This window comes from Dolichospermum sp. LEGE 00246, from assembly GCF_015207865.1.
GTDB classification, from domain to species: domain Bacteria; phylum Cyanobacteriota; class Cyanobacteriia; order Cyanobacteriales; family Nostocaceae; genus Dolichospermum; species Dolichospermum heterosporum.
The window spans coordinates 1-23191 of record NZ_JADEWA010000032.1 but is presented as its reverse complement, the minus strand read 5'-3'; the positions used below and the strand labels follow the sequence as shown (position 1 = coordinate 23191).

17 protein-coding genes and 1 pseudogene are annotated in these 23191 nt (G+C 38.4%); 7 read left to right on the top strand and 11 right to left on the bottom strand.

What is annotated here, in order from left to right; all coding sequences use genetic code 11:
* Positions 1 to 47 precede the first annotated feature (47 nt).
* Positions 48 to 6449 carry a non-ribosomal peptide synthetase gene (locus tag IQ228_RS03825; RefSeq protein ID WP_228043681.1) on the bottom strand — a complete coding sequence of 2134 codons (6402 nt, stop codon included), beginning with the start codon at positions 6447 to 6449 and terminating at the stop codon, positions 48 to 50.
* A gap of 161 nt (positions 6450 to 6610) precedes the next feature.
* Entirely contained in the window at positions 6611 to 7582 is a 972-nt protein-coding gene (locus tag IQ228_RS03820) for a sterol desaturase family protein (protein ID WP_228043680.1), read from the bottom strand.
* A 681-nt stretch (positions 7583 to 8263) separates the two neighbouring features.
* Between IQ228_RS03820 and IQ228_RS03815 the strand changes: the two genes are divergently transcribed.
* Positions 8264 to 9262 carry a Gfo/Idh/MocA family protein gene (locus tag IQ228_RS03815; protein WP_027402884.1) on the top strand — a complete coding sequence of 333 codons (999 nt, stop codon included), beginning with the start codon at positions 8264 to 8266 and terminating at the stop codon, positions 9260 to 9262.
* Between the two features lie 11 nt (positions 9263 to 9273).
* Positions 9274 to 10041, top strand: a complete 768-nt coding sequence (gene map / locus IQ228_RS03810; RefSeq protein WP_027402885.1) for a type I methionyl aminopeptidase — start codon at positions 9274 to 9276, stop codon at positions 10039 to 10041.
* 78 nt (positions 10042 to 10119) lie between these two features.
* Here map and IQ228_RS03805 read toward each other — a convergent pair whose 3' ends face one another.
* Together IQ228_RS03805 and IQ228_RS03800 are read right to left on the bottom strand one after the other, a co-directional pair.
* Positions 10120 to 10542: a protease inhibitor I42 family protein gene (locus IQ228_RS03805; protein WP_193962198.1), complete on the bottom strand. Its 423-nt coding sequence runs from the start codon at positions 10540 to 10542 to the stop codon at positions 10120 to 10122.
* Positions 10543 to 10815: 273 nt separating this feature from the next.
* On the bottom strand, positions 10816 to 12003 hold the full coding sequence (locus IQ228_RS03800) for a C1 family peptidase (RefSeq protein WP_193962197.1): 1188 nt from the start codon (positions 12001 to 12003) through the stop codon (positions 10816 to 10818).
* A 1293-nt stretch (positions 12004 to 13296) separates the two neighbouring features.
* Between IQ228_RS03800 and IQ228_RS03795 the strand changes: the two genes are divergently transcribed.
* Both IQ228_RS03795 and IQ228_RS03790 read left to right on the top strand, forming a co-directional pair.
* On the top strand, positions 13297 to 13605 hold the full coding sequence (locus IQ228_RS03795) for a nucleotidyltransferase family protein (protein WP_027402888.1): 309 nt from the start codon (positions 13297 to 13299) through the stop codon (positions 13603 to 13605).
* Complete coding sequence (locus IQ228_RS03790; RefSeq protein WP_027402889.1) at positions 13592 to 13924, top strand: DUF86 domain-containing protein; 333 nt, start codon at positions 13592 to 13594, stop codon at positions 13922 to 13924. The genes IQ228_RS03795 and IQ228_RS03790 overlap by 14 nt, the downstream gene beginning before the upstream one ends.
* Positions 13925 to 13953: 29 nt before the next feature.
* Here the strand turns inward: IQ228_RS03790 and IQ228_RS03785 are convergent, their stop codons facing one another.
* Positions 13954 to 15267 carry a pentapeptide repeat-containing protein gene (locus tag IQ228_RS03785; protein WP_193962196.1) on the bottom strand — a complete coding sequence of 438 codons (1314 nt, stop codon included), beginning with the start codon at positions 15265 to 15267 and terminating at the stop codon, positions 13954 to 13956.
* Positions 15268 to 15748: 481 nt separating this feature from the next.
* Between IQ228_RS03785 and IQ228_RS03780 the strand changes: the two genes are divergently transcribed.
* A complete protein-coding gene (locus IQ228_RS03780) occupies positions 15749 to 16492 on the top strand; it encodes a tetratricopeptide repeat protein (protein WP_027402891.1) in 744 nt (247 codons plus the stop codon).
* A gap of 1231 nt (positions 16493 to 17723) precedes the next feature.
* Here IQ228_RS03780 and IQ228_RS03775 read toward each other — a convergent pair.
* From IQ228_RS03775 to IQ228_RS03765, 3 genes are all read right to left on the bottom strand, one after another.
* On the bottom strand, positions 17724 to 17918 hold the full coding sequence (locus IQ228_RS03775; RefSeq protein ID WP_039202527.1) for a heavy-metal-associated domain-containing protein: 195 nt from the start codon (positions 17916 to 17918) through the stop codon (positions 17724 to 17726).
* Positions 17919 to 18278: 360 nt separating this feature from the next.
* Entirely contained in the window at positions 18279 to 18719 is a 441-nt protein-coding gene (locus tag IQ228_RS03770; RefSeq protein WP_027402614.1) for a hypothetical protein, read from the bottom strand.
* A 66-nt stretch (positions 18720 to 18785) separates the two neighbouring features.
* Positions 18786 to 19478, bottom strand: a complete 693-nt coding sequence (locus IQ228_RS03765; RefSeq protein ID WP_027402615.1) for a hypothetical protein — start codon at positions 19476 to 19478, stop codon at positions 18786 to 18788.
* A gap of 270 nt (positions 19479 to 19748) precedes the next feature.
* On the opposite strand from IQ228_RS03765, the gene acs reads away from it, so the two are divergent.
* Complete coding sequence (gene acs / locus IQ228_RS03760) at positions 19749 to 21719, top strand: acetate--CoA ligase (protein ID WP_193962195.1); 1971 nt, start codon at positions 19749 to 19751, stop codon at positions 21717 to 21719.
* Positions 21720 to 21768: 49 nt separating this feature from the next.
* Here the strand turns inward: acs and IQ228_RS03755 are convergent, their stop codons facing one another.
* Together IQ228_RS03755 and IQ228_RS03750 are read right to left on the bottom strand one after the other, a co-directional pair.
* Positions 21769 to 22062, bottom strand: coding sequence for a hypothetical protein (locus IQ228_RS03755; protein ID WP_027402617.1), 294 nt, complete (start codon positions 22060 to 22062; stop codon positions 21769 to 21771).
* Between the two features lie 493 nt (positions 22063 to 22555).
* The gene (locus IQ228_RS03750) at positions 22556 to 22717 is read right to left on the bottom strand and encodes a hypothetical protein (protein ID WP_228043679.1); all 162 of its coding nucleotides are present in this window, start codon (positions 22715 to 22717) and stop codon (positions 22556 to 22558) included.
* A gap of 71 nt (positions 22718 to 22788) precedes the next feature.
* Between IQ228_RS03750 and IQ228_RS27315 the strand changes: the two are divergent.
* Positions 22789 to 22947: pseudogene (locus IQ228_RS27315) on the top strand (hypothetical protein); the annotation flags it as partial.
* A gap of 27 nt (positions 22948 to 22974) precedes the next feature.
* Here IQ228_RS27315 and IQ228_RS03745 read toward each other — a convergent pair.
* A partial coding sequence (locus IQ228_RS03745; protein ID WP_193962194.1) for an element excision factor XisI family protein occupies positions 22975 to 23191 on the bottom strand: 217 nt, incomplete at its 5' end.

Here is a 23191-nt window from a genome sequence, read left to right as displayed (position 1 = left end):
ATTTTGTGCCATTACCTACGATAAATGTGAGAACTATAAAGGTTCTATTATTCAAATTCACAAACTTGACTAGTGGGATCTTGAACAAGCTGCTGAAGAATTTGCTGGTAATAGCTAAATAGAAACTCGATGGTTTCATTTGTAAATAACTCCGTGCTGTACAAGACTTTAATTTCTATAGTGGGATTATTTACTGAAGGTGAAGAAACATAAATTTCTAAAGGAATTTCTCCATCCCACAAGTTGAGATCGCGCTTAATTGATACAAAGTCAACATCTAACATCCAATTATGCCAATTTTGTGGAGGTAGCATAGCCAGGGCTGCCGAGATATTCAATGGTTGTTTGCTGGTGATAGTGTCAATGACTGTTTGACAAGCAATTTCTTTATGATTAATAGCTTCTGTGAGAGTTTCTTGGGCTTGTTCAAAAAGAGTCAGTCCAGTTTGCTCCCAGGAAAGATGCGATCGCAAAATGACATCATTGATGAAGCAACCGAGCATTTTTTCAGTTTCCACCGCACTCCGATTACCAATAGTTGCGACGACTAAAATATCGTTCTTACTACTATATTTGAACAAAAGTATATTTAAAGCAGTGAGAATAATCGCAAAGATGCTGACCCTTTGAGAACGGCAGAGGGCTTCGATTGATGTCACAAGACTCGCCGACAGAACCACAGAATAAATAGCTGCGCTACTATTTTTGTTACTCAACTGTAGCTGATTGCTAGATATCTGATCAGATTCTAGTGAAGTATTAGTTAGTTTTTGTAGCCAGTAAGCCAATTGCTTTTCTATAACCTTTTCATTAAAGTATTGCCGTTGCCAGAGGGTAAAATCTGCGTAATGAACAGGCAATTCGGGTAGGGGTGAAGGTAAACCATTCACAAAAGCTGCATAGAGGATTCCTAACTCCTCCAACAACAGACCAAATGACCAGCCATCTGTGATGATATGGTGCATATTGATTGTCAACCAATGTTCTTCTGGAGTTAGTCGCAGTAAAGTTGTTTTCATGAGGGGGACTAAAGCCAGATCAAAATGGTGATTATATTGCAGCGCAGCTAGTCTTTCTGCTTCAGACGTTCGCTCTATTAAAGGTAGGTTTTGTAAGTCTATAATCTCCAATGGGATAGTCAAGGATGGAGTAATTATTTGTACAGGTTGACCCTCTACTACACTAAAGGCTGTACGTAATATTTCATGACGACGAATTATTTCATTAAAACTGGACTCCAACGCAATTGCAGAAAGAGAGCCAGTGAAACGTAAAATAAAAAAGCTGTTGTAGGCGCAACTTTCAGGAGCTAATTGTTGTAAATACCAGATAGACTCTTGGGCAAAAGACAGGGGGATACAGGTGTCTCGTGCTTGCGGGACAAGCGGTGGTAAGGTATCAACTGTTATGGCATCCAGTATATGTGCAATTATTACTTGACTAAGTTCAGCGATAGTCGGGGCTGTAAATAGAGAACGCAGGGGCAGAACTATGGAAAAATGTTCTTGAATACGAGATATTACAGATGTAATCAAGAGAGAGTGTCCCCCCAATTCAAAGAAGTTATCATAGATGCCTACCTGCTGCCGATGTAATACCGTACACCAGATTTCGGCTAATTTTGCTTCTAACGCAGTTTCAGGGGCAACAAAAGTGGTTTCTAGCTCTAAATTCGTTGTTTCTGGCTGTGGTAAAACCAGCCGGTCAACTTTACCATTAGGAGTCAGAGGTAAGGCTTTGAGCATGACAAAAGCCGCAGGTATCATATATTCAGGCAGATTTCCTTTCAGAAATTGACGTAATTCGCTACTGGTCAATGTTTCTGTTTCGCTAACAACATAAGCCGCTAAATACTTGTTTTCTGGATGATCTTCGCGGACAATAACTACTACCTGCTGAACTTGAGGATGTTGGGTTAATACTGTCTCAATTTCTCCTAGTTCAATCCGAAAACCCCGAATTTTGACTTGATGATCAATACGTCCCAGAAATTCAATATTTCCATCTGGTAAATAGCGTCCTAAATCTCCAGTTTTATAAATTCGTTCATTTGCCACAAAAGGATTAGCAATAAATCGCTCAGATGTTAAGTCAGGACGATTCAAGTACCCTCTGGCTAAACTTAGTCCACCAATGTAGATTTCTCCATAAACGCCAATAGGTAGGGGTTGAAGATAGGGATCAAGAATGTAAACTTGAGTATTGGCAATAGGACGACCTATAGGTGGAAATTTACTATCTGATGCTTCTGGTAAAATTTGCCCAGAAGTTGTAACTACTGTATTTTCGGTGGGACCATAGTTATTAAAAAACTTAAATGGTAACTTATGTGATGGATAAGAATTAAGTCTATCTCCACCAGTTAACATAGTTCGCAAAGTTGTATTTTCTGACCAGGATAAAAGAAATAATTGTTCGGCTAAGGGTGTAGGAATAAAACTAATAGTAATATTATGTGATATCAACTTCTCTTGAAGTGTTTTGGCTGACAACAGAAATTCTGATTTAATTAAATATATACTAGCTCCAACTACTAAATAAGGCCATAATTCCCAGACAGCAGCATCAAAGGCTGTTCCTGCTAACTGTGTAGTTCGATCTGATGATTTTACTTCAAAATTATTTAAGTGCCAGAAGACTAAATTTAATAGTGCTGAATGTTGAATTAGTACGCCTTTAGGTCGCCCTGTAGAACCAGAAGTATAGATGACATAAGCTAAATTTTCAGGGGTGAAATTATGAATAGGATTATGGGAACTCTGACTGGCAATTTCAATTTCAAAATCTTTATCCCAACAAATAATTTTAGTTTGTGATTGCTCTAGGGTTAATGATAAATGTGGGAGTAAGGAAGAATGAGTCAAGATGATGGACATTTGTGAATCTGCCACCATGTAATTGAGGCGTTCTGGGGGATAGTTAGGATCAAGTGGCACATAAGCACCACCAGCTTTAAAAATTCCCAAATATCCGACTATCATTTCCAAAGAACGTTCTAAATAAACACCTACTAATATTTCTGGTTCTACACCCAAAAACTGCAAATAATGAGCTAGTTTGTTAGCTTGTAAATTTAATTGTTGGTAGGTTAATTGCTGATCTTCAAATACTAATGCTACTGCATCAGGTGTTTTTTCTACTTGCTCCTCAAATAATTGATGAATGGATTTTTGGGGATAATCAGTTCCCGTATGATTCAATTCAACTAATAACTGATGTTCTTGGGATGCTGTTAATAAAGGTAATGTCCTAATTTGCGCTTGAGGATCTGCCACAACTGCCTCAACTAAGCTGTGAAAACTTTCCACCATCCTAGCAATAGTATCAGCATTAAACAAATTAGCATTATATTCAAATGCACCTATTAATTCAGTTCCCGATGCTGAATCTTTTTCCTGCATTGATAAGGTTAAATCAAAAGTTGCCCCCGCAGTCGCTCTTGCTAATTCTATTTGGGTAACTTGCAAATCTCCTAATTCCAGTTTTGAAATTGGAGAATTTTGCAATACAAACATAACTTGAAATAAAGGACTATGACTGAGATGGCGCTGAGGTTGGAGGGTTTCTACAAGTTGATCAAAGGGGACATCTTGGTGAGCATAAGCATCAAGTGATACCTGTCGCACCTGTTGGAGTAATTCTATAAATGTGGGATTTCCTTCAAGACGAGTCCGTAAAACCAAGGTATTCACAAAGAAGCCAATTAATGGCTCTAATGCGACACGATTACGATTACTAATGGGAGAACCAATAACAATATCTTCTTGACCACTGTAGCGGGAAAGTAAGATCACAAAAGCTGTGAGCAGTGTCATAAATAGGGAAGAACCCGATTTTTGACTGAGGTTTTTAAGTTTGTGAGTAAGTTGGGAATCAAATTGAAATTTCTGGAGATCAATGCTAAAGGTTTGCATTGCCGTCCGTGATCGATCAGTAGGTAATTCAATTACTGCGGGAATATCTGCTAATTGTTGTTTCCAGTAATCAAGCGCGGGTTGATTTTCCAGCCATTGCCGTTGCCAATAAGCGTAGTCTGCATACTGAATTGATAATTGGGGTAAGGGAGAAGGTAAACCCGCTGTTAATGCTGAATAAATAACCGATAATTCTTGGAGAAAATTCCCCACTGACCAAGCATCAGAAATGATATGGTGCATGATTATTAATAACTGATGGGATTTTTCCCCTAATCGCATCAATGTCACCCGCAATAAAGATGATTCAGCTAAATCAAAAGGGCAAAGATATTCATTAGTAATTAATCTTTGTGCCTCAACTGTTTTTTCATCTTCTGCTAATTTCTGTAAATCTATTACAGGTAAGGTGAATGCTAATTTATCAGCAATAATTTGAATAGGTTTACCATCAGCAGTTCCAAAACTTGTCCGCAGGGTTTCATGACGATTAATAATTGTAGCGATCGCCCCTTCAAGTGCTATAAAGTTAAGTGATCCTTGTAGGTTTAAGACTCTGACAATATTGTAAGCAGGATTTGCCCCTTCCATTTGATCAAGAAACCAAAACCGCTGCTGGGTTAATGAAAGTGGTAATTCAATATTTCGAGAAACTGGTTCTAAAGTTGGCAGTATATTCTGGGCAGAAGATCCAATTTGTTCACTAAATGTGGCAATTGTTGGCGCGGCAAATAAATTGGCAATAGATAATTCTATTGATAGTGCTTCACGCAATCTTGATATAACTAAACTTGCTAATAGGGAATGTCCACCCAATTCTAAAAAGTTATCATGAATACCAATTTTCTCAATGCCTAAAACTTCCGCCCAGATTTTAGCAATGATTTCCTGTGTAGGTGTTTGCGAAGGGACAAATCTACTTTGAATTGCCGATAGATCAGGTTCGGGTAAACTGTTACGGTCTAATTTTCCATTGGGTAAAACTGGTAATTTCTCCATGACCATTAAGGTATGGGGAATCATATAATCTGGTAATTTACTGGACAGGAAATTGCGTAATTCTCCCGAATTAAAATCTTGGCTATTGACTACGATATAAGCAACTAGTCGCTGACCACCAGATACATCTTCTCTAGCAGAAACCACAGCTTCTTGAATACTGGGATGAAGTTTAATTACTGCTTCAATTTCTTCCAGTTCAACCCGCATTCCTCGGATATTTACCTGAAAATCCATCCGACCGAGAATTTCTAAATTGTGATCAATTGAATAACGGGCAACATCTCCGGTTTTAAAAAGTCGTTGTTGAGGATTAAAAGGATTAATAATAAATTTTTCCCCATTTGCTGCGGTGCGATTTAGATAGCCTCGTGCTAAGGTAAAACCCGCAATATGGACTTCTCCAGACTCACCAATTTTTACTGGCTCAAGTTGGGAATTGAGGACGTAAACCTGCTGAATGTCTTTTAGAGGATTACCAACGGGTACATATCCCTCTTCAAGGTTGCAGTCGTCTGGAATGGGATAAAAACCATGTCCAATACTTTCCGTTTGACCGAGAATATTAAAAAACTGGGGTGGTGTTTTAAACAGGTTGCGTAACTTTTTAATTAGTTGATAGGGTAATAATTCGCCACCAAATACTATTAATCTTAATTTTGATGCGCTCAGGGCTTTTGTATATTTTTGCTCTAAACTTTCTAAAGCAATTAGTCCATAACGCCATACAGAAGGTACACCGTCAGAAATGGTAACACCACGTTTTTGAATTAATTCAAATAGGCTTAAAGGAGTTCTTGTTTGTTCACGAGTAGCAAGAATACTGGTTGCACCTTGGGATAAAGGTAAAAATAATTGTCTGACTGAAGCAGTAAAAGAGAAAGATGCTGTATGGAGATAAATATCTTGATGATTAACTGGTAATATTTTAGCGATCGCCTGTAAATAAGCAGTTACACTGGAATGGGGCATTTGTACACCTTTCGGCTTCCCAGTAGAACCGGAGGTATAGATTAAATAAGCGAGATTTTCGGCTGTGACTCCACTAACTGGATCATAGGAACTTTGACATTTAATTTTCTGCCAATCTGTATCTAAGCAAATTATTGTGGAGTTTTTCGGTAGAGATCCTACCCATTGTTGTTGTGTCACCACAAATTGCAATTTAGTATCTTCTAGCATGAATGCTATGCGTTCTTGGGGATAGTCCGGGTCTATAGGCACATAAGCACCTCCAGCTTTAAGAATACCAAGAATACCGATAATCAGATCGAGCGATCGCTCTAAACATAAGCCTACCATCACCTCAGCACCTACACCAATACTCTGTAAATAATGTGCTAACCGATTGGCTTTACCATTCAATTCTTGGTAAGTAAGTTGCTGGTTTTCAAATATTGTTGCTACTGAATCTGGTGCTGTTTTTACCTGAATTGCAAATAAATCATGGATACAAACACCATTTTCTGGTAAATCATTGATGATTGTAGTCGTACTTGATAAATCTGAACTCAAATCTAATTTCATGTTATTCATAACTATAATTCCCAATTAATTTTTGATTGAATTTGTATTTAGATTCCTGATATAGCGTTTTCTAATCTAATGAGGTACAAAATTATCTGTGTTTATCTGCGTTTATCTGCGTTCCATAATTACTTCTTGTCCCTCACTTGCATGGGAACTGCTATAAAAAATTACTCCCTACTTATCTTTTGGTTATATTTTTGCCAAATAGATTTAAATGGCTGTACTAATAAATTAATCGGATTATTAAATAAACTTGATTCCCCATCTGATAGACCAAAATCAAGCTTTTCATAACTTTGCGGTACGTATAAAGTCCCAAATATCCAGTCCCAAAAAGACAGAATGTAACCAAAGTTCTTATCATAATGCTTTGGCTCAACACTATGATGAATGTGATGTTGGGCAGGACTCATCAACACATGACTAACCCCATAAGGGTAGTTCAACCAAATATGAGAATGTCGTAAGTTGGCGACAGTTAGATAAAATAGAAATATTTCCCAGTTAACTCCATAAATAGATAAATAGGAGACTTGATTTCCAAATAAATAAACCCAGATCCCTGTAGTAAAACCTAGTATTACTGTCGCCACGCTCATACTTAAAAGCAAATCAAGGGGATGAGAACGATAAACAGTCATTGGAGTTAATACATCCGCAGAATGATGGACTTTATGAAATTCCCAAAAGAATGAACTTCTATGAGCTAAATAATGGTAACAATAATAGGCAAAATCCCCCGCCAAAGCTACAACAATACTCAATGTGACATAATGATACCACTGAGGATGGGTAATTAAAAAAGGCGTTGTTAAGTGCGTAATTTCTGTTAAATAATCACAAATGATATTTGCTAGATTTGGTAGAGATAATATAATTGGCAATATTACAAATATTTCTAAGAAGGAAGATAAAAAATAATACTTGTATTCAGCGATCGCTGAAGGATGTAAATAAACCTCTTTGGGAAAAAGATACTGACTTAAATTTATCTGTTTGTCTTGTTGAGATAACCCTAATTTATAGATAATTAAAGCTATTAACAAGGCCGAAAGTATATATAACCAATAAATCGGAGATGAACTTGTCAATGGCACTAGAAATGGATAAAAAATCCGCAAATTTTGTATTTGTGTCATTATCTTAGATATTGGAAAAATATAAATTTAGTAGATAATCGCAAAAATTATCCGGGAGTTTGGTGTTTTAAGTAAAATATGTCCGCAATCTATACACAAAATGTATAGCTTGTTTTTGGTATTTTCTAATCCATGCACTATATCATGTAAAACTTATAACAGAACCTAATTATTTGCAAACCCTAATTAAGCTTAAAAATCAGGAAAAAACAGATATCAAAATTCAAAATCGTTTAATTACTTATTTATCATCAGCTTTATACGGCTTCTTACGCTGTATTATAGTTATGGTATTGTTTCCAAAATTACCGAAATCGCCATAAAACTTTCCGGTGTTGCTGAGTAAAAATATGATTTTATTATGCCTACGGCACGCTGCGCGAACACGCAGAGGATCTCCAGGCGCAGAGAGTAAGAGTTTGAGAGATGGAATTTTCGACTTTCATACCCCAATTCACCAACGCCAACTTTCCATACAATAGCGCTGCTTCATGGACAGATCCCCCAATTCTGACATTAATTTATATGTTTGTGGACACAATAAATAAAAGAATTGGGGGATCTTATTGCCTTTTGACTTCCGCCCTGCGGTACTAGAGGTGTTAAATGTTTCCTAATGTCGGCTTGTTGATAAAATATTAATGGCATTAAACCGAAACATTGAAAACTGGTGATGAATTCATGTACGACAACCAACTACCTTTATACACACACAGTCTGAGAGTGGGTTTAGTGGGAACAGGCTATGCAGCTAAACTCAGGGCTGAGGCATTGCAACAAGATCCCCGAACTGATTTAGTAGCGATAGCTGGTAATCTTGAAAGGACAGCGGTTTTAGCCCAAGAATATGCAACGGTGGCGATGGATTCTTGGCAACAGCTAGTAGAACGAGACGATTTAGATATGGTGGTCATCTGCACCATTAACCGAGATCATGGTAAAATTACTCGTGCAGCTTTAGAATCTGGCAAAGACGTTATTGTTGAATATCCCTTATCTGTGGATGTCAAAGAAGCAGAAGAACTGATTGCTTTAGCAAAAAGAGTAAACAAGCTTTTGCACGTCGAACACATTGAATTATTGGGGGGTTGGCATCAAACTTTAAAACAACACTTAGACCAAATTGGTGATTTGTTTTATATTCGCTATAGCACCCTGAATCCCCAGCATCCAGCCCCGCGGAAGTGGACTTATAATCATGATATGTTTGGCTTCCCCCTAATTGGGGCGTTATCTCGGTTAAATCGGCTGATTGATTTGTTTGGTGAAGTCCTCACTGTCAATTGTCACCAACGATATTGGGAAACTGAGCCTGATTATTACCAAACCTGTTTATGTTCAGCCCAATTATGCTTTGAAAGTGGACTACTGGCACAGGTAATTTATGGCAAAGGTGAAACTTTGTGGCAATCAGAACGTAAATTAGAAGTTCAAGGTGAAAAAGGGGAGATAATTCTCGATGGTGATACGGGAATGCTAGTGTCAGCAGCCGGAACAAAGTTGATTGAAGTGGGTACTCGTCGGGGTTTATTTGCTAAAGATACGACTATGGTATTAGATCATCTATGCGATGGTAGTCCTTTATATATCACCCCAGAACAAAGCTTGTATACTCTAAAGGTAGCAGATGCTGCAAGCAGGGCAGCGACAACTGGATTAACTATATTTTTAAAAGAGTAGATAGAAAATTGATGAAAACCGAAACCATAGTCATTTTATCCCAGCGAGAAATCGAAAAAATGCGCCGTGCTGGCAGTTTAGCGGCTAAGTTGTTACAACATCTAGAACCTTTAGTTAAACCGGGAGTTAGCACTCTGCAATTAAATGATGAAGCGGAAAGATGGACTCAAAAGCATGGAGCAAAGAGCGCACCTTTAGGTTATAAAGGTTATCCTAAGTCTATTTGTACAAGTGTGAATGAGGTGATTTGTCACGGTATTCCCAATGCTAAACAAATTCTCAAGGATGGGGACATTATTAATATAGATGTTACACCCATTGTTGAGGGTTATCATGGTGATACATCAAAAACATTTCTAGTGGGTAATCCTTCCCCCACAGCCCAAAAATTAGTAGAAGTAACTCAAGAGTGTCTGCGGTTGGGAATTGCAGAGGTTAAACCAGGGGCAAAAATTGGAGATATTGGCGCAGCAATTCAAGAATATGCGGAATCTTTTGGTTTTTCAGTGGTGCGGGATTTTGTGGGACATGGAATTAGTAATATTTTCCATACTGCACCAGATGTTCCCCATTATGGCATTAGGGGTAGAGGGAAGAAACTGAGAGCCGGGATGGTGTTTACCATTGAACCGATGATTAATGAAGGAACTCATGAAGCCCAAATGCTTGGAGATGGTTGGACTGCGGTAACAAGCGATCGCCTCCTGTCTGCTCAATTTGAGCATACCATTGCTGTCACCGAAGATGGCGTAGAAATTCTGACTTTACCAGAAAATTAATATTGCAGGAGTCAGGAGTCAGGAGTCAGGAGTCAGGAGGAAGAAGGAGGGGGTAGAAACAGAAAACGCTGTTTACTGTCAACGAATTTGGACGTTGATTTGATAGGTTTTTAAGGGCGGAATATTTCTTTCCCAGGGACGTAAATAATGAAGTTCTAGCACTGCTAAACCCGAATTTTGGGCTAAAAACCGGAAAACCTGATTTTCAGATGCTCCTGGGACTTCTGTCTCTAACGGTTTTAATACTGAATCTCCCAAAGGTTTGAGTTTGTCAGGATCATTTTTAATAATTTGCCAACTGTAGCCTGTTCCTGGATTAGTTAACAATTCAACAATCATCATATTACCTTTTTGAATAATAATCTGACTGTGATTGTTAGCATCATTCACAGTGATTTCTGATTTAGACATAGGAGGATTAGCCGCATTACTAACTTGAAAAATAATAGTCAAGCTAGTTAACAGAGAAATAATTAAAAAAACTCGCTTGCTAAGGGACATACAGCACTTTCTGATGTTAGGAGTGATTTTTTTTCATCTCGTTCCCAGTCTCTGACTGGGAACGAATTCTAGAAGGCTCTGCCTTCAATGAGATTATACTCCGCAAGGGAATAAATCGAGCTTTTGCTTAAAGGTAATATATGGATGTAAAAACGCAAGTTATTACCTTTTCAAGTATTGAGGCAGAGCCTCATCAACTGCATTCCTAGTCAGAGACTAGGAACGAAATGTGGTAGGGATTTGAGCTTAAGTTGACAGCTAAAGTCAAAACAATTATCGAGAGATGTTTTTGGAATTAACTTTAATTAATTCTGGATTGATTTTTAAAGGAGTGATTTTTTTCAACAAGTCAGGAGAAAGCTTGTAGAAATTGCTTCTAGCTTGAGTCCAAGCTGCGCCATAACCAATGCTATTGCTGTTATAGCCAATCCACATATAACCATTATCACCCCAACCTGTACCCCAAGAATTCTTGATTAACCAGGCTTGTTTTTGATCATCCCAACCAATGAGGGTGACACCATGATTAATAGGACCATTTGCTTGCTCGTTAAATACGCCGCTAACATAACCTTGGAAAGCCGGAGTAACCCGCACTGCAACTGTTAAGGGTCCATATTTACACATAGCCTGTTTCATTTCTGCAACTGTGGGAATACCGCCGTTGGGTTTAACATATCCCCAGGCTATGGAACGGTAAGGAGCGTCTACGCTGGGATTGTAGGGATTGTTGGTGGCGGTGTAGGGTACGGTGGCTTCTGTGGCTGTGCCTTTGTTAATGAGGAAATCAAATGCTTTGGACCACCAACCCCCACCACAACTACCTGCACCACCCCAGTTAATAATTTGCTGTTCGGAAGCATCAGCAGTGGAGTTATTGCGAATGAGGTTATTCCCTTCGTAAGCTCCCAAGGTAGCAAATGCCCAACAACTACCGCAACCTCCTTGGTTACGAACTGGGGTAACTTTATTTAAATTCCGCCAGTCAAAGGATTTGGCTGAGGCAAAACAGCTATTACGTTTAATTAATTGTAATTCAGGGATTACGCCGGGATTGATCCGTTCAAATTTCTCACGTTCGGCTGAATCAAGATTTAAGATTTGTGCAGCAACGGCGTTTTGGATGTTAGCCTGTGTCGGTAAATCATCCGGTGCTTGGGTGGCGGCTAGTTGCTCTAGTTTATAATCTAAGGCTGTGGTGTAACCTACTTGAAAGGTGAGGTTTTTTAACTGGATATCCCGGCGTAATTCCAGTAATTGATTTTTAATGATTAAGGGAGCTTTTTGTTCGCGCTCCAGATAAAGGGGATTGATTTTGATTGGCGATAAATTTTTATCTACAGTTTGAGATGCGGGGATTCTTATTTGGGTTTTAACTGGTTGAGCAAGGGCTATGTTCTGGAAGATTCCTAAACTCAATAAAGCCGCAGTAGATATTTGCAGAAATTTGGAACTTTTCATCAAGTTAAATGCTCCTTAAACTTGTTAGTTCAGTTTTAGTTCTGTTTTTTAAAGATTTTTTTACCCATTACAGGGTAAGTAGTGAGACAAAATTAATTACACAATGTCATTGCGTTAGCGTTGCGTGGCGTTAGCCATATGGAACGAAGTGAAATAAAGCAATTCCAAGGGTTGTGATTGCTTCCCTTCCCTCGCAATGACTGTAAATATTTTTGTCCAATTACTTATTGCCGTTGACCTGTGGTTTATAGGTTTAGTTCCAAGATTTTTGAATATTAAGAATTGTCAATTTCCTGTTAGAGGATGTTTTAAAAGTGGTGTTCCGTAATTTTCATCACATTGCTACCCCCCTTTCCCCTTGTAAAGGGGGGTAACAATAAAAATCCAGTTCCCTCCCCTTGTAAAGGGTGTAAAGGGGAGGGTTAGGGAGGGGTAAAAAATATTTGATACATCAACCATAACTTTTCAAACACCCTCTTAGATAGGTCAAAGAGAAAGTTTGAGGAATTACGCAACTGGTACATTGGTAGGGTGCGTCAGACTACATAAATCCTGCAAATAAACAGATTTTTGGTGTGGCACTTGCGTAAGTTGTAACGTTATAACTATACAACTAAAGTTCAAGTAAGGCTATACTTGTTAAGTTGAATACTTTATACAAGGTTGATTTAATATAAGTAGGTGAACACAATAAAACCAAACTGTGTAAAGAAACGTAAAATCGCCCAAACCCTCTTGCCTCTTGCCTTGCCATAACGACAATTTTCAACGCCAACCTACTTAGCATTTTCGTTGATTTTTATTCAAAATTCTAGTTATTATGAAAATAAAATCATCAATCAGGAGTTTTAAGGGTCAGTAACCCAGCCCTAAAGGGACTGGGCTTGCAAGAGTAATCAAGCAAGCCGTACTGACCAGACCACCCTGAGCGACTTGCCCTGACTTGTGCCGAGCGAAGTCGAGGTAGCGAAGTCGAAGGGAGTCGAAGGGTAGCCGTTATTTGAGTCACGACACCCCGGAATGCGTTGCTAGTTCCCTGCTCTGTCGCTTGTGATTAAACAGTTCTAAGGTCACTGGAACAGTGTTGCAAGCTCAAGCAAGCTCTTATAACAGGTCGTTCGCGCCAGCGTGCCGGAGGCATCTAGCTAACATTACCCCAGAAATGGGAGTTGGTTTCCAGGTTCCAATCAAAAATCTGGCTTCAATTTTAATATCCACAGCGGTTAAAATCGCTCGTGTCGTTTCCCTCTCAGGTCTAAAGACGCGCTCGTTTCCCACTTACCGGGTATTCTTATGAAACAAAATACTCTTCCTATTAATTTGTCTCAAGAAGAAATTAATCATTTTTGTCAAAGTCACTCGATTCGCAAGTTGTCTTTATTTGGTTCAGTATTAAGAGATGATTTTACAAAAGAGAGTGATGTTGATGTTTTAGTAGAATTTGCACCGGGAAAAACTCCTGGTTTAGCTATTATTACGATGGAGGATGAGTTATCAAGGATAATAAATAGGCAGATAGATTTAAGAACAGCAGCCGATTTAAGTCGTTATTTTCGTGAGCAAGTCTTAATAGAAGCCATGGTTATTTATGAGCAAAATTGATGATTTAACTCGGCTAAAACACATCAAAGATTCGGCAAGGGAAGCGTTATATTTTGTAAAGAGTCGCAGGAGAGAGGATTTAGATGATGATAGAATGCTATCTTTAGCTCTAGTAAGATTAGTTGAAATTATGGGTGAAGCGGCTAATCATGTTTCTGAATCTTGCCAATCTAAGTATTTAAAAATACCTTGGCGACAAATCATCGGCATGAGAAACCGTATGGTTCATGCGTATTTTGATGTTGATTTAGATATTGTCTGGCAAGTAATCACTAAAGATTTACCTTTACTTTTAATTGAGGTTGAAAAGGGCAATTAAAGATTTAGAAACTTAAAGAATACTAAATTTTATCTCCCTAATTTATTGGGAATCCCTTCACAACCACCGGGAATTGTCTGTCTGGTTTTTTCTCCACACCAAGTACAGCAATAGTAACGGGTAGATTCGGACATTCTTTGAGCGTTGGTGAAGTCGGCATTTTCGATAACTGCGCCGGTCTGTTCTCCTGTTTCGTAGTTGGGTGGTTCGCTGCGACTGCGGGGGGATGCCTGTTCAGGTAAACCATAAAATAGGCGGACTCCATTTAAGTCGGCGTTGCTTAAATTGGCATCATATAAGATTGTGCGGGAAAGGTTGGCTTTGACTAAATCGCAATTGCTAAGATTAGCACGAATGAGGTTAGCTTCACTTAAATCTGTCCAGCGTAAATCATTGTCGGCTAAATCTGCACCTGCTAACATGACACCTAAGTCAATGACGCGCACTCCTTCTAAACGATCTTCGGCATAACCACCACTACCATCTAGAATAGCTCTTCCTAGTCGGCGATCGCGCTGGAGGGGAGAGAGTAATTTGGAACGGGAGAGAAATCGCAGAATTTTGGCTTTACCACTGCCATCTACACTACTAAATATAGCGGCGGTGCGTCCTTCAGCGATCGCTTTTTCTTGTGGCCAATCTTCTAATAATCCTTCTTCATCTAAGACTAGGTCAGAAATTCCTTGAAAGTAGGAATCTATGGTTTGCTGTTGGGTAATAATGTTTTGCTGTACAGTTAGCAGGTTTTGTTGAATGGTGAGGTCTTTGGAAATTACATATTGTCGCCATGCTACATAAACGGCGATAATAGCAATGGCAATTTGTCCCAATGCTCCAAACCATTCTGCTAAAGTCCCAGAAGCATCCCAGTTAACTCTTTTTCCCCAACTCAGTAAACCACTACCCAAATTAGTAAATCTGAATAAGCCAATTATTGCTACTATTACTCCTATTAAGCCAATGAATACATTTCTATCTTGGGGTGAAAACCATTCTTGAATGATATTTTGCAGCCAGGGGAACAGGATTAACAGTGATAAAATCAAGGTTGCTAAAGTTCCCAAAATCCCCAGAAATGAGTTATTAATGACAATACTAATGATAGTTGTGGCGATCGCCAAACTGGTAAATAATAAAATTCTTGGGGTAATAGCAGTTTGCAAACTGGAGTTACTTTCCACAAGAAACGCAGCCCCCTTGCTCATGTTCGCCTTGAATGCAGATTGTCCGAATATTTGTTTTTTTCCTAATCCTGCTGTTAGTAATGATTGATCACTACCACCAGGTTCTAATTCATCTTTTTGATTTATTTCTGAGTTGGATGAGTCAGGTTCAATACTCATATTTTTTAATTTCCTCCCATCGTCTCATTATCAATTTAATCGCTGTCAAAACACTTGTCTTCACAGTATTATATAATCTTTATCCGCAATCTCAGATCAATCTGGACAATTGATCACAGATAAATGCGGATAATTATGGTTCTGTGCGGTTGTAAATCAAATTTTTGTCCCCACAAGCAACAAGCAGGTAATTTTATCACGAATCATTTAGAATTTTTATGTGGGATGATTCTTTTTTTTGACAACTCACCGAATGACTCCGCTACAACAGCTATAAATAAGATCCCCGACTTCTCTAAGAAGTCGGGGATCTGACTCTGGCAGATATGGTATGATATTCATACTTTATGAAAACCTTATCCAAATTTTCATCTTGAGTTTACATAAATAAAAAACAATTAGTAATGATTAGTTGATTTCGATACGACTCTAAAGTTTCCATCAGTTTTAGGATAAATTATATGATTTTTGTAGGTGCAACATGGTAGTTTGGCGAAAATTAATTGCCTCTAGTTTAATTAGTTTTCTGGCGATTGGCTGTAGTGATTTGGCAAATTCTTCTCCAGATAATACTCAACAAGTTGCCCAGGAAAGCAATGTTAATCAACTAATTACAGAGGTGCAAGATAGTCAAAAAGCCAAAAATTTATTACTACAAGGTAATGGTTTGTTGGATACCCATCGTTATCAAGAAGCTTTAAATGTATATAATCAGGTCATAGCTATTAAAGCTGATAGTGCGGAGACTTGGGTAAATCGTGGTAATGCTTTAATTGCTTTGCAACAGTATCCAGAAGCGGTAGAATCTTATGATAAGGCGATCGCTATTCGCCCAAATAAAGATGAGGCTTGGTATAATCGTGGTAATGCTTTAACGGCTTTAGGAAATTATGAAAAAGCTGTTAAATCTTATGATGAAGCGATCGCTATTCACTCGAATAAACATGAAGCTTGGATTAACCGAGGCATTGCTCTGACTAAATTACAACGCTACAAAGAAGCTTTGGCATCTTATAATCAAGCAATTACTATTCAACCCAATTTGCACCAAGCATATTATAACAAGGCTTGTAATTATGCCTTGCAAAATAATCTGGAACTAGCAATTGACAACCTGAAAAAAGCTATTCAACTTGTACCCAAAAAATATCAAGATTTAGCGAAAACCGACCCAGATTTTGCTAAAATTCGCGGTGAACAGCGGTTTCAGCAATTGTTACATTGACACTCTCCGGTCTAAAGACCTATACTCAAAACGGCTAGAAGCTGGACTTTTTTATCATACAAAGAACAAGGTTCAAAGCCTTTCCCAAACCCTCTCCTAAGAAGAGAGGAAAAAGGAATAACATTTAATACTAGAGAGATTTACCAGAGGGGGTTCATATTTGGTTAAACTTATGAACCATTTGCAGTACATCACCTTCCCAGATTTAAGGGACTTCCAAATAAAAAAACACTCAGCTACCTAACGCAAAAAATCTCTCAAACCCTCATTCCTCCGTGTCCTCTGTGCCTCTGTGGTTCGTTTATTAGGGTAATTTATTTCTTGGAAGTCCCTAAGACTATTCTTACAAAAGAAGGGAACAGGGAACTCTTAACAGGGAGCAAATAAGAAACACTCATTTGCACCAGTTTAGAGCTTCAGTCAAAAAAAGGATGTTTTTAAAAGATGCGTAGCACGAAAAAAACAGTGTCATTATTTCAATCTCATGTTTTTAAACATGAGTTTTTCCTGTTCCCTGTTGCCCGTTCCCTGTTCCCTCTGAAAAATAATGATTTATTAAGTAGGTTGGCGTTGAAAATTGTCGTTATAGCAAGGCAAGAGGCAAGAGGGTTTGGGCGATTTTACGTTTCTTTACACAGTTTGGTTTTATTGTGTTCACCTACTGATCGGTTATACAACAATTCCCGATCCCATGAAATACAATAGAGGGCGCAAACCCTGCGCCCCTACTTGTTTGGCGATAAAAAACTGGACTTGATAACATCAGGAAGTGCTGTAAATACAAAAATCCCCAACTTTGTGAATAAGCTGGGGAGATAAAAGACAATCAATAAGTAGGTTAGCATCGAAAATTGTCGTTATAGCAAGGCAAGAGGCAAGAGGGTTTGGGCGATTTTACTTTTCTTTACACACTTTAGTTTTATTGTGTTCACCTACTTAGTGGATTTTTCAATGCATACAGATTTAAAGATAAAAACTGTGCCTTATGATAGCAGGAGTGATGTGTTAATGTACAAAATCATCTGAGAGGGTGTTTGAAAAGTCATGATTGCTGTATCAAATATTTTACCCCTCCCTAACCCTCCCCTTTATAAGGGGAAGGTTAGGGATTTTTATTGTTTCCCCTCTTTGCAAGGGGGGGGTAAAAATGTGATGGAAATTACGGGATACCACTTTTAAAACATTCTCTAAACGGTGGTTAGGAAATGTTTATTAATTTGAGAATATCTTCTTAAGAAGGTGGATAACCAGCAGCAATTAAAGCTTCTCTAATAACAGATTCCGAAGCTTGAGTTTCTACATTGACAAACTTGGTTTTAGTATCAGCTTCCACAATAGCATTAGCGTCAATGGCTATAACTGCCTTGGTTATATTACTAGCACAAGCAGAACAAGCCATTCCAGGAATAGTGAGTTTAATTGTCATGGGTAAAAAGGAGTGAAAACTCAATTAGAAGTCACAAAAATATGCATCTTAACTGACTGCATTATGCTTGAAAAAATAGTATATCCTAAATTTTCTAAATTAATTAGTCAAGATAGAACAGTTACGTTGATTTGTGGACATTAATTTGTCAAGTGGCCATTTAATCCAGGGCTATTTCATTCTTCTCTAGCCCGCCTCAGAATGAATTCTGATAGCTTGCGTGGCGAAGCCATGTCTAATAGCAAAAGTCGTCTCAAGACGACTAAAGAAAAGTTCATAGTCCGTTAAAACGGACTTAATTTATTAGCATTGAACTTCAGTTCAGGGCGGACTATGTTTAGAACGAAATAGCCCTGCCATTTAATCTGGGAAGCGACAACAACACTTATCTACAAAATCATTCGCTAAATCCAATAATTCCAGATCATCAATATTCAAATCAATATTACTTACTAATATATCTTTTACAGCCGATGTTTTGTCATTATCTCGAGAAATTCTCAAACATTCTTCTAAATCTACTGCTAAATCAAACAAGGATGCGTCTCCTACATACTTTCTAATTTTGATGGCGACATCATCATCACTAACTAAAAAGTCTTTAATCCCATCAAATAAAGGATTAGATATTTCATCATCATCCCAAGTTTCTAGCCAATCACCTTCCACATCTTCTACATAAATATGAACAAAATTTAGTCCATAATTTAACCAATCTTGCTGCATACTCCGGGCTGCTGCTAACGCTTCCGTCAGGTTTTCGAGTTGAGCGCTATTATTAGTCTGTTGTTGGTTAACCATAAATGGTGTTTTCAGCGGATTAATGATGTTAGCTAGGACACAGATTTCGATTTCAATATTCGGGAATCAGGAAAAATTCACATACTTCCCTTCCGCAAGATGATCACTGTTATACAGTGCAACATTGACTAACTGATGGATAAAATCATTATCTTGGGGATTGTAACTCAAGAATAATCCTCTTTCTATTTCCCACAATTGCAGTGAATTTTGCCACTTTTGATACTTTGTGTTATGAAATTCTTCACTGACACTGGTAACTTGAATACAGAGTGGTTTATTTTGATGATTGCTAACAATCAGGTCTGTCGCCATGGAAAGGTCAGCTATATAACGCCGCCAAAAGTCACCCTCCCGGTGAACAACATCCTGAGCTATATATTTAATGATATCACTATCAGCCTGATTAAACTCCCCCGCCATCATTTTTTTCTTCCAAATATAAAATTTGGTGTCTGTGGCATTTATCCATTTAGGGAACAGATAACCGTACCAATACCTTTCATTGGCGGTCATTTGCTCAAACTGTAATCTTTTGTCTTCCTCCGAAGGTAAAGATTTAATTGCTAACCAAACCCTAGAGTCCGTAATTACTTCTAATAAAAAAGCGACAACGATGGGTTTGGATATCAGCGAACCAAGCTTGATATGTTTAATCCAACGGTTGATATCTCTTAGCTTTGCCGTGAGATTCGGATCTATTTCAGCGGCTTGCTCGATTAATAAATTGAGTCTATCTTTAATTTCCTTGGCTTCCAAACTATACCCTGTTGTAAAATACTAACATGACATCTAAGGATTTATATCCTACTAAATCGGTAAATAAGGTTGTTAAAAACATTATGATTATTTTATCTTACGGCGGACTGAACAATTCAGCGTTGGTTAATTGTCGTATTGGAGTGGGATTAGATTAGCATATCAGTAAATAATCTTTACAATTGAGGCAAGTTTATGAAAATCTCAAGTTTTTTGGCACAACTTCGTTAAAAATAGTTTTCAGTGACAATATCGTTTACATCCATCACTATGTCTCAACCAACTATAGAATCCATTTTACAGGAAAAGCGGCTATTTCCGCCTACCAGTGATTTTTCAGAAAACGCCCAAATCAAAAGTTTAGCAGACTATCAGCGTCTTTATGATCAAGCTAAGGCTGATCCTCAGCAATTTTGGGCAGAATTAGCAGAAACTGAGTTAGATTGGTTTCAAAAATGGGATACCGTCCTAGATTGGCAACCACCTTTTGCTAAGTGGTTTGTCAACGGTAAGATTAATATTTCTTACAACTGTCTTGACAGACATCTCACTACTTGGCGGAAAAATAAGGCGGCGTTGATTTGGGAAGGCGAACCGGGAGATTCACGGACGCTGACTTATGCTCAATTGCATCGAGAAGTATGCCAGTTTGCGAATGTGTTGAAGCAGTTGGGGGCAAAGAAAGGCGATCGCATTGGTATTTATATGCCGATGATTCCCGAAGCTGCCATTGCCATGTTAGCCTGTGCGAGAATTGGCGCACCCCATAGCGTTATTTTTGGTGGTTTTAGTGCTGAAGCTTTGCGCGATCGCTTAAATGATGCCGAAGCTAAGTTAGTGATCACAGCCGATGGTGGTTGGCGCAAGGATGCGATTGTCCCCCTCAAAGAACAGGTAGATAAAGCTTTAGAAAATAATGCAGTTCCCAGCATTACAGATGTGCTAGTTGTCAAGCGCACAAATCAAACAACTCACATGGCAGCAGGGCGTGACCATTGGTGGCACGATTTACAAAAAGGCGTTTCCGCTGATTGTCCCGCAGAACCAATGGACAGTGAAGATATGCTGTTTGTTCTCTACACTTCCGGTAGTACGGGCAAACCGAAGGGGGTAGTTCATACCACAGGTGGTTATAACTTATACAGCCATATCACCACCAAATGGATTTTTGATCTCCAAGATACAGATGTATATTGGTGTACTGCCGATGTCGGTTGGATTACTGGACACAGCTATATTGTTTATGGACCTCTTTCCAACGGTGCAACTACTCTCATGTATGAAGGTGCGCCCCGTGCTTCTAATCCTGGATGTTTCTGGGATGTAATTGAGAAATACGGTGTTAATATTTTTTATACCGCACCAACGGCAATTCGCGCCTTTATCAAAATGGGTGAACACCATCCTAACAAACGAAATCTTTCTTCCCTACGATTACTGGGAAGTGTGGGTGAACCCATTAACCCCGAAGCTTGGATGTGGTATCACAAAATCATTGGTGGTGAACGCTGTCCCATTGTGGATACTTGGTGGCAAACGGAGACAGGTGGGATTATGATTACACCTCTACCTGGGGCAATTGCCACTAAACCAGGTTCAGCTACTCTCCCATTCCCCGGTATTATTGCGGATGTGGTAGATTTAGAAGGAAATACTGTCCCTGATAACGAAGGTGGTTATTTAGCCATTCGTCATCCTTGGCCGGGAATGATGCGGACTGTGTACGGTGATCCTGATCGCTTCCGCCGGACTTACTGGGAACATATTCCGCCCCAAGATGGTAATTATACGTATTTTGCCGGCGATGGTGCCAGAAAGGATGAGGACGGCTATTTCTGGGTAATGGGGCGCGTGGATGATGTCCTGAATGTCTCTGGACACCGCTTAGGAACGATGGAAGTAGAATCTGCGCTGGTGTCTCATCCGGCGGTAGCTGAGGCTGCTGTGGTGGGTAAACCGGATGAACTGAAAGGTGAGGAAGTTATAGCTTTTGTGACCTTAGAGGGGACTTACCAAGCCAGTGAGGAGTTGAGTAAGGAACTGAAGAAGCACGTTGTTAATGAGATTGGGGCGATCGCTCGTCCTGGTGAAATCAGGTTTACTGATGCTTTGCCGAAAACCCGTTCTGGGAAGATTATGCGGCGGTTGTTGCGGAATCTGGTAGCGGGTCAGGAGGTGTCGGGCGATACTTCAACTTTGGAGGATCGCGGTGTTTTGGATAAGTTACGGGAAGAAAATTAAGTAACTGTGTAAAATCTGTATGGGTTGGGCAAAATTGCCCACCCTACGGTTATTGATGATAACCGGATAATTGAGGAATCAAACTGGTGGTTTTATTCACACCATCCCAAACTATCCAGTTGATATCATTAGCTAAATCATCAGCTTGATTGGTAACTTTAAAATAGAATTTGTCACCGTTTTTAAACTGCACTGCAAAGTCAGCATTTTGGGCAAAAACAACTATAAAACCTCTATCCCGTAAGCAATACATCGCCCAATTTTTTAAGGATTGTTTATGGGGTTCATGGGGAATTGGGGGGTTAGTAATTACGTCTGCAATGACTTTTAAAACTTTTTCCATTTTTGGAGTTAATTAGGATTACAACGAATTTTAATCATAAACCCATTGGGGTCATAAAGGTACAGTTCTTCAGTAGCATGAGGGGGGAATATGATGATAATCAACTTCAAGTTGTCTTCTTAGTTCATTGAACGTATCTTATTTATTAGATTTCTAAATAATGTCTATAATCAAAGAGCGATCGCGCGTTAAGCACACAAAAAATAACATCCAAAGCTAATAAAAGTTATATTTTAATTGTTCCCTAAAATATCTTCAAAGTTATGATATATAAGTAATAATAACTCTACCCCCCTCTTCTTGCATAGCAAGTTTAAGTTTAAGTGGCACAGGCTTCTAGCCTGTGAACCTGCTAAAATCAACCTGTGAAAGTTTGAAAAATTAACCCTATCAAATGATTAGTGTGAATTACTTTCAGGAGATAACTATTAATTACTTTCAGAAGATAACAGGCAGGATGCCTGTTCCACAATTCAGAGTTAAATTATTTTAACTAAGATTCTTCCCATAAAAAAGGATAATCTTCAGGATTTTCCACTAAATTAGCTTTAACAGGATTTTCCCTAATATAATTCCAAGTATTCACAAACTCTTGATGATTTCTCATGATCCGATCATATCTTTCATCTTGCCACACAATGCCAATATGCTTCATAACTTTGGGAATTTGCTCAAACAGAAGTCAAAAAAGAATTACTTGCTGCTTTATCTGATTTTAATAAAAAATTGGAAGAATGTTATGAAAGTCAGCAATCAAGACATAGTAAACATCTTTATTATGAAAGAAGACCTGGACAGTTCTTTAATCAAAATGTTATTAAAACGAGGATTATTAAGATTCAACCTCAGATCAAAAGTTTCACCGCAATGTTTTTAGATGAACCTGATAAAGTTAAGTATTTTGATCAAAAATTAATTGATAGAATTGGAAGTGATATTTTTCACAAAGATCACTATCCAAGTTGCTATTCCTTCCTCAGTCCAATCTTCCTCAATGTAAATCTTCTCATTTTTAATGCGAACATAAACAGAAATTGATTTCACTCGTTTATTATTTTTCCAACCAATATTAAACCAAAGATATTGACTTCTTTGATCATCAAACATTAAAACCTGATCTATATCAGGA